11 protein-coding genes are annotated in these 10,494 nt (G+C 60.4%); all 11 read left to right on the top strand.

Going from position 1 to position 10,494, the window contains the following annotated elements:
• Nucleotides 1–1,667 (top strand): phage tail protein (locus tag D6877_RS04365; protein WP_130909971.1); only part of this gene is annotated, 1,667 nt, incomplete at its 5' end.
• Nucleotides 1,668–1,679: 12 nt separating this feature from the next.
• The gene (locus D6877_RS04360) at nt 1,680–2,105 is read left to right on the top strand and encodes a phage tail protein (RefSeq protein ID WP_130909970.1); all 426 of its coding nucleotides are present in this window, start codon (nt 1,680–1,682) and stop codon (nt 2,103–2,105) included.
• 103 nt (nt 2,106–2,208) lie between these two features.
• Nucleotides 2,209–3,375 carry a phage tail sheath family protein gene (locus D6877_RS04355; RefSeq protein WP_130909969.1) on the top strand — a complete coding sequence of 389 codons (1,167 nt, stop codon included), beginning with the start codon at nt 2,209–2,211 and terminating at the stop codon, nt 3,373–3,375.
• A gap of 13 nt (nt 3,376–3,388) precedes the next feature.
• A complete protein-coding gene (locus D6877_RS04350) occupies nt 3,389–3,892 on the top strand; it encodes a phage major tail tube protein (protein WP_064364595.1) in 504 nt (167 codons plus the stop codon).
• Nucleotides 3,893–3,905: 13 nt separating this feature from the next.
• Nucleotides 3,906–4,505 (top strand): phage tail assembly protein, encoded by a 600-nt coding sequence (locus D6877_RS30215; RefSeq protein WP_130909968.1) that lies wholly within the window; start codon nt 3,906–3,908, stop codon nt 4,503–4,505.
• A 150-nt stretch (nt 4,506–4,655) separates the two neighbouring features.
• Nucleotides 4,656–7,295 (top strand): phage tail tape measure protein, encoded by a 2,640-nt coding sequence (locus tag D6877_RS04340; RefSeq protein WP_130909967.1) that lies wholly within the window; start codon nt 4,656–4,658, stop codon nt 7,293–7,295.
• 9 nt (nt 7,296–7,304) lie between these two features.
• On the top strand, nt 7,305–8,150 hold the full coding sequence (locus D6877_RS04335; protein WP_130909966.1) for a phage tail protein: 846 nt from the start codon (nt 7,305–7,307) through the stop codon (nt 8,148–8,150).
• Entirely contained in the window at nt 8,125–8,331 is a 207-nt protein-coding gene (locus tag D6877_RS04330; protein WP_130909965.1) for a tail protein X, read from the top strand. Before D6877_RS04335 ends, D6877_RS04330 begins: the two co-directional genes overlap by 26 nt.
• 70 nt (nt 8,332–8,401) lie before the next feature.
• Complete coding sequence (locus D6877_RS04325) at nt 8,402–9,451, top strand: contractile injection system protein, VgrG/Pvc8 family (protein ID WP_130909964.1); 1,050 nt, start codon at nt 8,402–8,404, stop codon at nt 9,449–9,451.
• Between the two features lie 49 nt (nt 9,452–9,500).
• Nucleotides 9,501–10,064 carry a glycoside hydrolase family 19 protein gene (locus D6877_RS04320; protein WP_123377008.1) on the top strand — a complete coding sequence of 188 codons (564 nt, stop codon included), beginning with the start codon at nt 9,501–9,503 and terminating at the stop codon, nt 10,062–10,064.
• Nucleotides 10,046–10,494 (top strand): lysis protein (locus D6877_RS04315; RefSeq protein ID WP_130909963.1); only part of this gene is annotated, 449 nt, incomplete at its 3' end. The genes D6877_RS04320 and D6877_RS04315, both read left to right, overlap by 19 nt.

Below are 10,494 nucleotides of genomic sequence, written 5' to 3'. Positions count from 1 at the left end.
TCTACGATGCCGACGGCGATCTGGTGGCGGTGGCCAACTGCGCGCCAAGCTTCAAACCGTTGCTGTCGCAAGGCTCGGGCCGCACGCAAATCGTGCGGATGAACTTCATTGTCACCAGTACCGGGAACATTCAGCTCAAGATTGATCCGTCGGTGGTGCTGGCGACGCGTGAGTACGTCGACGCGAAAATTCTGGAAGAGTTGTACAAGCTCGACAGCAAACAGTCGGTGCGTGTCGCGACAACGGCCAACGTTGTGCTGACGGGGCTTCAGTCCATTGACGGCGTGGCACTGGCTGTCGGTGACCGGGTACTGGTGAAAAGCCAGAACGCCGCCAAGGACAATGGCATTTGGGTTGCAGCAGCGGCAGGCTGGTCGCGTGCGGCAGATGCAGACTCGAATGCCGAGGTGACCTCGGCGTTGCTGGTATCGGTCGAGCAGGGCGCAACATTGGCTGATACACGCTGGCAGTTGATCACCGACGGGGCGATTGTCTTGGGCACCACGGCGCTGACCTTCCAGAACGTCACGCAAGGCTTCGCGCCGATCAACTCGCCGGCGCTGATCAATCCCACGGGAAATACCCCGGGTCAATTCGACAGCAGTAAGCTGCTCGCGAATACCGAATTTGTTAAGCGTATGGGCGTTGAGTATTCATCCTTTACGACCAATGGGGTGAATACGGCGCTTACAGCGGCGCATGTAGGGGGAATGCACAATTTTTCAGGAGCTGCATTATTGGTGGCCACGCTACCCCCTACAGCGGGCGTTGCCCAAGGCGCGACAATCTCCCTTGTTTGCTCTAGCGGGGTTGGCCTGAGCATTCAGCCGGCGGCCGGGGACGCGCTGTATACGTCAATCGGCTCAGTTGGATCGATCGTGTTGGGGGTGGCTGACACGGCAGAATTTGTCCGCATCGATACTCAATGGCGCTTACTAGGTGGTACTGCGGCGCTCAAGTATTGCGCCGTGATGCAGGGTGCCAACTGGTTGACGCAGCCGCAGTTTGATAGCGGTAAGTCATTCGCGACGACGGAATTTGTCCAGCGCGCGCTAGGTAACTTGGCCGGTGTGGCAGATATCGGGACTGGCACATTTGCGAATGCTGGCCACGTTGGCAAAAACTTAAACATCGGCGCCGGCAACTCATTCCTGCCGTCCACGGCAGGCATCGCTGATGGCTCGGTTCTGCATTACAAAAATACGGGCATTGGCAGCCATACGCTGTCCCGCACCGGGGCTGACGTAATTTCCTGCGATGGATCGCCCTTGACGTCGATCGTAGTTGGCACCGGCGAAGACCTGCAATTAGTCAAGGTTGGTGCCAACTGGATTGGCTCGGGAACGGCGGCGCTTAAACACAGTGCGGCCTTCATGGCCTCTTTACCTAGCGGTTATCAGAAGCTTCCAAGCGGCCTTATTCTTCAGTGGGGGTCGACGGGCGTCACGACGACGTCGGTAGGCGCCACCTTCCCGGTGACCTTTCCAAACCGCTGTGCGTGGATTTGCAGCCAAGACAATGGCGGGGCACCAAGCGTATCGATTTGGACTTTCACTGTCGCAGGGAGCGGCTTCACGGCGCACAACATTGGCGCGTTGAACAAGGGTTCGGCGGCAGTAATCGCTTCGGTCGCGTCAGCCTGCGCATGGTTTGCCGTGGGCTACTGAGGAGAAATATCTATGTTCGCTTCACCGTCCAAGTGCGGTTTTTTTGATCCTTCGATTCATTCGTCGATGCCGGATGACGTGATCGAGATTACAGCTGAGCGCCATGCGCAACTACTGAAGGGCGAGTCACAGGGGAAGATGATTGACTTCACGCCTGTCAGCGGCCCGGAGTTGATCGACAAGCCCCAGCCGACTTACGAGGCGCAGGTTGCTGAAGAGCGTGGTTGGCGCGATTCGCAATTACTCTTAACTGATCCTCTGGTTTCCCGCCATCGCGACGAAGTCGAAGAAGGCGGGTTGACCTCGATCACACCTGAGCAATATGCCGACCTGCAACGCTACCGCCGGCTGTTGCGCGAATGGCCGCAAGGGGATCAATTCCCACTGATCGATCATCGTCCGATCTCACCGCCCTTGTTGATCGAGCAGATCCAATAGACGCCCCGCACTGACGGGGCGTTTTCTTTTCCGTTACGCGTAACACGAACATCCTCACAGCCTCGCTTATGCGGGGCTTTTTCGTTTCTGGAGACTGACCCTTATGAGTTTTTTCCACGGCGTCACGACCACCTCGGTCGACACTGGCGCGCGCACCATCTCGCTGCCGTCGTCATCGATCATCGGTCTGTGCGACACCTTCACTCCTGGCGTTCTGGGCGGTGGTACGGCCAAGGCGGGCGAACTGAAGTTGATCACCACTGAGCGCGAAGCCATCGCCGCTTTCGGCCCTGACTCGGCGATCACCAAGGCCTGTCAGGCCATCTACGTCAAGGCCAAAGCGGTGATCGTCGCCATCGGCGTGGCCAAGCTGGAAGACCCCGCGCTGCAGACCTCGGCGATCATCGGCGGCGTTCTGGCCTCGGGTCAGCGCACCGGACTACAGGCGCTGCTTGATGGCAAAAGCCTGTTCAACGCCCAACCGCGGCTGTTGATCGCGCCTGGCCATACGGCGACTCAGGCGGTGGCCACAGCGCTCGATAGCGTGGCGCAGAAGCTGCGCGCTATCGGCATCATCGACGGCCCGGGTACGACCGACGAGGCCGCTATTGCCTACGCCGAGAACTTCGGCAGTCGCAACCTGTTCATGGTCGATCCCGGTGTTAAGTACTGGGACACCGTAACCAGCTCGACGGTCGACGCGCCCGGCTCGGCTTGGGCAGCAGGCCTGTTTGCGTGGACGGATGCTGAATACGGTTTCTGGGCCTCGCCATCGAACAAGGAATTGACTGGCATCACCGGTACCGGCCGCGCGGTCGAGTACCTGGACGGCGACGAAACCTGCCGGGCCAACCTGCTCAACAACGCCAATATCACCACGATCATTCGCGACGACGGTTACCGCCTGTGGGGCAACCGCACGTTGTCGAGCGATCCGAAGTGGGCGTTTGTTACCCGCGTTCGCACGCTGTTCATTCTTATGGACGCGGTGCAGGCCGGGCACAAGTGGGCGGTTGACCGCTCGATCACCAAGACCTACGTGACGGATGTCACCAACGGTCTGGATGCATTCATGCGCGACCTGAAAGCCCAGGGCGCAATCATCAACTTTGAAGTATTCCCCGACACCGAACTGAACACGGCCAGCCAGATCGCCCAGGGCAAGGTGTATTGGCGCATCCGTTTCACCGACGTGCCGCCGGCAGAGAACCCGAATTTCCTTTTCGAAGTCACCGATCAGTGGATGACCGAAGTGCTTGAAGCAGCCTAAGGGGGCGTAACCAATGATTCCTCAGACTTTGTACAACACCAACCTGTTCGTCGACGGCGTGAACTTCTCCGGCGACGTGCCGAGCCTGACGCTGCCCAAGCTGACCACCAAGACTGACGAATATCGTGGGGGCGGCATGGCCGGTCCCATCGAGATGGATCAGGGGCTGGAAAAAATGGAAGCCTCGTTTGTCACCAAGGGCGTGCGCCGCGAGTCGCTCAAATACTTCGGTCTGGCTGACGGCACCGCTTTCAACGCCACGTTCCGAGGTGCCTTCAAGGGCCAGAAGGGCGCGGTGACAGCGGTCGTTGCCACCCTGCGCGGTCGGCTCAAAGAGGTTGATCTGGGTGACTGGAAAGCCGGTGATGCTGCCGAGATCAAACACGCCGTTGCGGTCACGTACTACAAGCTCGAAATCGACGGGCGCCTGATGTACGAGATCGACATGGTCGCTGGCATTCAAGTGATCGACGGCAAAGACCAACTGCTCGAAGTGCGCAACGCGCTCGGCCTGTAAGGAATAGATCCAGATGACTCAAGCAATCGCTCAAAACCTGCCGGCCTGGCTGTCGCTCAGCGCGCACGGCGCGGTCGTGACGCTGACCCGCCCAACCAAAGCCAACAGCATCGACGTCGAGACGTTGAACCTGCGCAATCCAACCGTGCGTGAAGTGCGCGCGGCTGATCGTGCTGCCAACGGCGATGATGAACAGCGCGAACTGATGCTGTTCGCCGGTCTCGCCGAAGTCGGGCTGAAGGATCTGGAAGGCCTCAAGCTGACGGATTATCGCCGCGTGCAAACGGCGTATTCGCACCTGGTACCGAAAACCGATTATTCGGACTCGATGCCGGCATGGTTGTCGCTGACCACCGATCAGGTGCTGGTGACACTGTCGTGCCCGAGCGAAATCAACGGTGTGACCGTCGACAAGTTGGCATTGCGCTCGCCGACCGTTGGCGACGTGCGAGCGGCCAACCGTGAGGTGGGTGGCGACGATGAGCAGCGCGAGCTGGTGTTGTTTGCTGCGTTGTCCGGCGCGTCGGTGGCGGATCTGGAGGGGCTGAAGCTGGTGGATTTTAACCGCTTGCAGGCCGGCTATTTTCGCATGGACAACGACGACGGGCTTTAACCCCAGCGTGATCAAGTCTGCGGCGAAACGTCTGGCGGCGGAAACCGGGTTTTCCGCCGCCGAGATCCAGTCGATGCCGTTCGCGGACATGGTCTGGTGGCTCACGGATTGAGCTGCCACCGGTAGTGCTGGGCACATGAGGGCCATGACATGGCAAACAAACTCGCCCTCGGGCTGGTGATCGGCGGCGCCGTCAGTTCCACGGTCGGCGCCGCGTTCAAGGATGTGACTGGGCGCATCAAGCGCCTTGAGGCAGAAGGCAACAAAGCGCGCGTGCTGCAGAGCACGATTGGCGACACCATCCGCCTGCGCGAAGAATGGAAAAAGGCTCACGACACCGGCGCTGCCGGCGCGTCCAAATTACTCAACCGTTTGAACTCGAACCTCGACAGCCTGAAAAAGCAGGGGATAGAGGTCGGCCGGCTGGAAAAAGCCTATCGCTCGATGGGGCAGACGGCCAACAAAGCCGAGCTGAAAGCCAAGGGTCATCAGCAGATTGATTCTGGCGTAAAGGGCATGAAGGGTGCCGTCGGTGCAGCGGTGGTCGGTGTCGGTGCGATGGCGGTACCGACCAAGGTCAGCGCTGATTTTGGCGCGATTGTGCGAGATATCGCGATCAAGGCCGGTATTGCCAACAAGCCGCAAGAGCAGGAGATGTCGCGCAAGATCATCGACACATCACGCGACACCGGCATGGCGCGCAACGATGTGGCCGACGTGGTCAATCAGTTGGTCGGCGCCGGTATGGACCTGAGCAAGGCGCTGGAGTACGCGCCTGTCGCGGCCAAGTTTGTCGTGGGGCAGGGATCCAGCGGCGTCGACACGGCGAAAATGATCAACGCCCTGGGGCAGAACGCCAAGATCACCGACCCCAAGCAGATGCAGCAGGCGCTGGAGGCGATTGCCTACCAAGGGCAGGCGGGCAGCTTTGAAGCGGCCGACATGGCCAAGTGGTTTCCGGAGCTGTTGGCCAACATGGCCAGCAACGGCATCACTGGCCTGGATGCGGTGACGCAATTGGGCGCCATGTTGCAGGTCCAGATGAAGCAGGCCGGCAGTTCGGACGAAGCGGCCAACAACCTGAAAAACTGGATGGGCAAAATCGGTTCGACCGATACGGTCAAGGCTTACGAAAAAGCCGGGATCGATTACAAGGGATCGATGCAGACCGGTTTGCAAAACGGTATGTCGACGCTTGAGACCAGTATGGCGCTGGCTCAGAAGTACATTCAGGCAACCGATCCGAAGCGCGCTGCCGCCATGGCCGAAGCGACGTCGAAAATCAGCAAAGAAGCCAACCCCGAAAAGGCCAAGGCCATGATGGCCTCGCTGGAAGAATCCCTGCGCACCGGCGACCTGTTCGCCGACATGCAGGTCAAGGCCGCGCTGTCGGCCTACATGCAGAACAAGGCGCTGTACAGCCAGCTCAAAAACGATTCGCGGGACGCGACCGGGATCCTCGACAAGAACCTCGCCGAGCGGCGCGAATCGTCATCGCAGAAATGGGCGGAAATGGCCCAGTCGATGGATGACGCCATGCGCAGCATCGGTGATGCGCTGCGCCCGGTGACGGACACCGTGGCCGAGTCGTTGACCAAGGTTACTAAAGGCATTACATCGCTGACGGATAGCGCGCCCGGGGTAGTTGCCGGTATCGCCACGGTCGGAGCAGGGCTGATCGCCTTAAAAGGTATCATCAGCACGGTCAAGATCGGCAAGGGGCTGTTAAACCTTGCGCGTGGGTCGCGCGGTGGCCGGGGTGGGAGCGAAACACGCAATAAAAATTCCGGGGAGCCTGATCTGGTAGCGACTGGTCTGGATGTTGTTTCGGGGGTGAAGGAAGCGGCTACAGGCGGTGGCCTTGGTGCTGCAAATGATGCAGGTAACGACGGCGTCCAAAAGGTTTTCGTCGTCAATGCCGGCGCTATGGGGGGCGGTGTGGATGCGTCGGGCGAATCGCGCCGACGGGGACGTGGGTCAAGGCGCAGCGCTCGGCGCCGGTCGTTGCCGAGTTCGAGAGGTCCTCGCCCGTCTGTGCCTCGTTCACCTGTTCCGGTTTCACGTCCCCCTGTTTCGATCCCATCGCCATCAGTCCCTTCCGTTCCAAGTGGAGCAGTGTCCAAGCTCGGCGTCGTTGCAGGAACCGTCAGTAAGGTCGGCAAGGCGGCCAAGGTTATTCCTGGCGGCACGCTGCTGGAGTCCGGCGCGATGGCTTTTGAAACCTTTCAAAACGCCAAGACCAAGGACGAAAAAGCCGAAGGTTACGGTTCGGCCGCTGGCAACCTGGCCGGCACCATGGCCGGTGCAGCAGCAGGCGCCGCCATCGGTTCGGTTGTGCCGATCATCGGCACCGCTATCGGCGGCATGATCGGTGCTTACCTGGGCAGTCAGGGCGGTGCGGCGCTGGGCGGGTCGTTGGGTAAGTCGCTGTTCGGCGGTGAGGATGAAAAGCCCGAGCAAACGGCAAAGGCGCCGGTGCCGACCACGCCGCTCATGATGGCATCAGCGGCGCAGCAAGGCCCGGTGCTGGGGGATGTCGCGCGCTCAATGGCGGTGACGGCGCCGCTCAAGTCGGCGGCGATGGCCATCCAGCCCAAGGAGCCGGCGAAGCCGGAGCCGGCCAAGGTGGATCAGCAGTTTCAGTATTCACTGAGCATGCCGGTGACCGTGCAGGGCGATGTCAAAGACCCGGAAACCTTGGCGCAGGATCTGATGCCGCACATGCAGCGAATGATGGCGGACGCGGCGAGGAGTAACGCCGCCAAGCTGTACGACGAACCCCATGTCTAAGGAGGTTTCATGGCTTACATGGAGCAGATGCAATCAAGTCTGAAGTATCTGGTGGATGCGGCGGAAACCGGGCGGCGCAGTGCTGACGGCATGCTGACCCCGGTCAACGGCGCGATCCGCGAACTCACCGGCGCCGCGTCCGAGCTGGAAAACATCCCGTTTGTCGGTCCCGCCATCGGCGCCAAACTTCAGCGGGTGATGCGCGGCGTCGACGCAGCTCAGGCCAAGGTCGGTCAGGTGGTGGCGGTGTACGGCCGCGCCACCCGGGCGGCGGCAGAAGTGCAGGAGCGGCTGGGTACGTTGAAGGAGCAGGCGGGCAAGGCGGCCACGGCAATCAATAACGTCGCCAGCAAGGTCAGTCCGTCGCTGGCCAACATCGTGCCCACCAGTTCCTTTGCCGGTGAGGCCACGCCGGCGCCGGAGGCGGTGAAGCCATTCCCCCATCTGATGATCATTCAGCCGCGCGATCCGAAAATTGAGCCGTATTACTTCAACCTAGACACGGCGGCCTTCGATGAGCTGAGTCGTTCGACCGAATTCCGCTGGGCTTCTCAGGAGCGGCTGACGCGCCGGCCGGCGAAGCAGGCCATCGGTATGGGCGATGAAAAGTTGACGCTCAAAGGCACAATCTACCCGGGCTTCAAGGGTGGGTTGAAACAACTGGACACCCTGCGCTCCATCGGGGCCAGGCTGCAGCCGCTGACGCTGACCACGGGTTATGGCGAAGTGATCGGAACGTGGTGCCTGAAAAATATCAACGAGGAACAGTCCGCGCTGTTGCACGGGGGGATTGCTCGCAAACAGGGGTTCACTTTGGAGTTTGAGCGCTATGGCGACGACATGCAGGACGTCTGATGGCGACATGCTCGATGTCATTTGCAACAACATTTACGGCCATCTGAATGGCAGCGTCGAAGCCGTGCTCGATGCCAATCAGGGGCTAGCCGATGAACCTCAGCCGTTCCGGTCTGGCGTGATTATCGTCCTGCCGGATCTACCCAGTCCGACCAGTGAGGGCGTCAGCTTGTGGGATTGACTCTGGCAATGCCCAGCGACGCGCTGTTTTTCTGACCCGCCCTGTGCGGGTTTTTTATCGGGAAAAACCCATGACTCCAATGTTTCGAATTGTCGCCGATGGGGCCGATGTGACGGCCAAGATCAATGATCGGCTGCTGTTGCTGCGCACCTCTGACAAGCCGGGCATGGAGTCCGACGAATTTGAGTTGCGTATCGACGACCGTGATGGGCAAGTGAAACTGCCACCGCGTGGCAGCTCAATCGAGATCTACCTGGGGTATGCCGAAACGACGTTGACGCGCATGGGCAGTTACACCGTCGACACGGTCGAGATATCAGGCCCACCGGATACCATCGTGATCAAGGGCAAGGCCAGCGACATGCGTGGCAGTGGCAAGACCATCCGCAGCGGAAGCTGGGAAGACGTGCCGCTGTCGAAGATCGTGGCTGACGTTGCGGCGCGCAATGGCTGGACGCCGGTGTGTCCGGTGTCGACCAAGGTCGCCCGGGTCGACCAGCTCAACGAGTCCGATTTTAATTTCATCACCCGTCTGGCCAAGCAATACGACTGCACGGCCAAGGTGGCCGACGGCAAGCTGTTGGTGATGCCGCGCCAAGGTGGCCAGACGGCCAGCGGCAAAGCATTTGGCGCTATCACGCTGACCCGCAGTGATCTTAGCCGCTGGCAATTCAGTCTCGGTGATCGCAACTCGCACAAGGCGGTGGCCACCAAGCATCAGGACAAAAAGAACGGCAAGCTCGCGGTCGTCACCATCGACAACGATGACGCACCGGACGGCCTGCCGGCAGTGCATACCGACCGACATATCTACCCTGATAAAGGCGCCGCTGAGGCGGCGGCCAAGGCTCGTCTTTCGGCGTTCAACCGCTCGACCGCCGATGTGCGTCTTGAGATGCCCGGCCGGACTGACATCTTCGCTGAGCGTACCATCATCGCTCAGGGTTTCAAGGTCGGGCTTGATGGTGAATACCTGGCGGATTCGGTCGAGCAGGTGTTCACCCAGTCTGGGTGGTCGACCACGGTCGAGTGCAACGCCGGCAAAGCCGGTAAATCCAAGGGCAAGAAAAAGAAAGGGCCAAAACCACCCCTCAAGGTGGTGAACATCGAGAAGCAATAGCCGCATCCCATCGCCGCCTGAGTGCGGTTTTTTTACGTCTGGAGTTTGTATGTCCATCACTGAACAACAGCTGCAAAGCATCATGCCCAACGCCCGCCGCCAAGCGGGCGTTTTTGTATCCGCCCTCAACGCAGCCATGGCCCATCGACAGATCAACACGCCGAAACGCCAAGCCGCGTTTCTGGCGCAAGTCGGTCACGAGTCGGGTCAGTTGCAGTACGTCCGGGAACTGGGCGGCGATCAGTACCTGAGCAAATACGACACCGGCAATCTGGCTGCAAAACTGGGCAACACGCCGGCAGCGGATGGTGATGGCCAGCGCTATCGCGGTCGCGGCCTGATCCAGGTCACTGGCCACGACAACTACCTGCGCTGCAGCTTGGCGCTGTTCGGTGACGAGCGATTGCTGCGTACGCCTGAATTGCTGGAGCTGCCGCAGTGGGCCGCCGAGTCGGCCGCGTGGTTTTGGTCCGTGAATGGGCTGAACGCGCTGGCCGATCAAAATGAATTCAACACGATCACCCGCAGGATCAATGGCGGTCTCAACGGCCTGCAGGATCGGCTGGAGTTGTGGGGGCGGGCGAGGGCGGTGCTATGCGTCTCGGCGAACTGATCCCGGCGCCGTCTCGGCTGCTGGCAAAAGGAGTGCTGCTGATCGTCTTGGTCGGTGGTTCTGCGTCCATTACCTGGCAAGTACAGGATTGGCGCTACGGCAAACAGCTCGCAGAGCAGGCCCGACTCCACACCGAAACCCTTAACAAGTTGGCCCTGGCCACGGTGGCGCAGCAGCGTGCCGAAGAGGACAAACGCCTGGCGCTCGAGCAGCGCCTGGCAACCAGTGAACAGACCCATTATCGAGTCTTGAGCGATGTCCAACGTGATCAAGGTCGCCTGCGCGACCGCCTTGCCACTGCTGATCTGCGCCTGTCAGTCCTACTCAACGCCACCACCGGCGCCGGCAACGGATCGCTGTCAGCCACCACCGCCACCGGCGGCGTGGTTCATGGCCCCACAAGAGCCGAACTTGACCCAGCGCATGCTCA

It is taken from the genome of Pseudomonas sp. Sample_9 (assembly GCF_004307535.1).
GTDB classification, from domain to species: Bacteria; Pseudomonadota; Gammaproteobacteria; order Pseudomonadales; family Pseudomonadaceae; genus Aquipseudomonas; species Aquipseudomonas mercuritolerans.
The sequence above is the reverse complement of the archived record's forward strand: the minus strand, read 5'-3'. Positions and strand labels throughout refer to the sequence as shown.

Excerpts from the sequence above, each read along its gene's own strand:
- D6877_RS04360 (WP_130909970.1), top strand. The coding sequence starts at position 1,680 with ATGTTCGCTTCACCGTCCAAGTGCGGTTTTTTTGATCCTTCGATTCAT.
- D6877_RS04350 (WP_064364595.1), top strand. The coding sequence starts at position 3,389 with ATGATTCCTCAGACTTTGTACAACACCAACCTGTTCGTCGACGGCGTG.
- D6877_RS04330 (WP_130909965.1), top strand. The coding sequence starts at position 8,125 with ATGGCGACGACATGCAGGACGTCTGATGGCGACATGCTCGATGTCATT.
- D6877_RS04325 (WP_130909964.1), top strand. The coding sequence starts at position 8,402 with ATGACTCCAATGTTTCGAATTGTCGCCGATGGGGCCGATGTGACGGCC.
- D6877_RS04355 (WP_130909969.1), top strand. The coding sequence starts at position 2,209 with ATGAGTTTTTTCCACGGCGTCACGACCACCTCGGTCGACACTGGCGCG.
- D6877_RS04335 (WP_130909966.1), top strand. The coding sequence starts at position 7,305 with ATGGCTTACATGGAGCAGATGCAATCAAGTCTGAAGTATCTGGTGGAT.
- D6877_RS04340 (WP_130909967.1), top strand. The coding sequence starts at position 4,656 with ATGGCAAACAAACTCGCCCTCGGGCTGGTGATCGGCGGCGCCGTCAGT.
- D6877_RS04320 (WP_123377008.1), top strand. The coding sequence starts at position 9,501 with ATGTCCATCACTGAACAACAGCTGCAAAGCATCATGCCCAACGCCCGC.
- D6877_RS30215 (WP_130909968.1), top strand. The coding sequence starts at position 3,906 with ATGACTCAAGCAATCGCTCAAAACCTGCCGGCCTGGCTGTCGCTCAGC.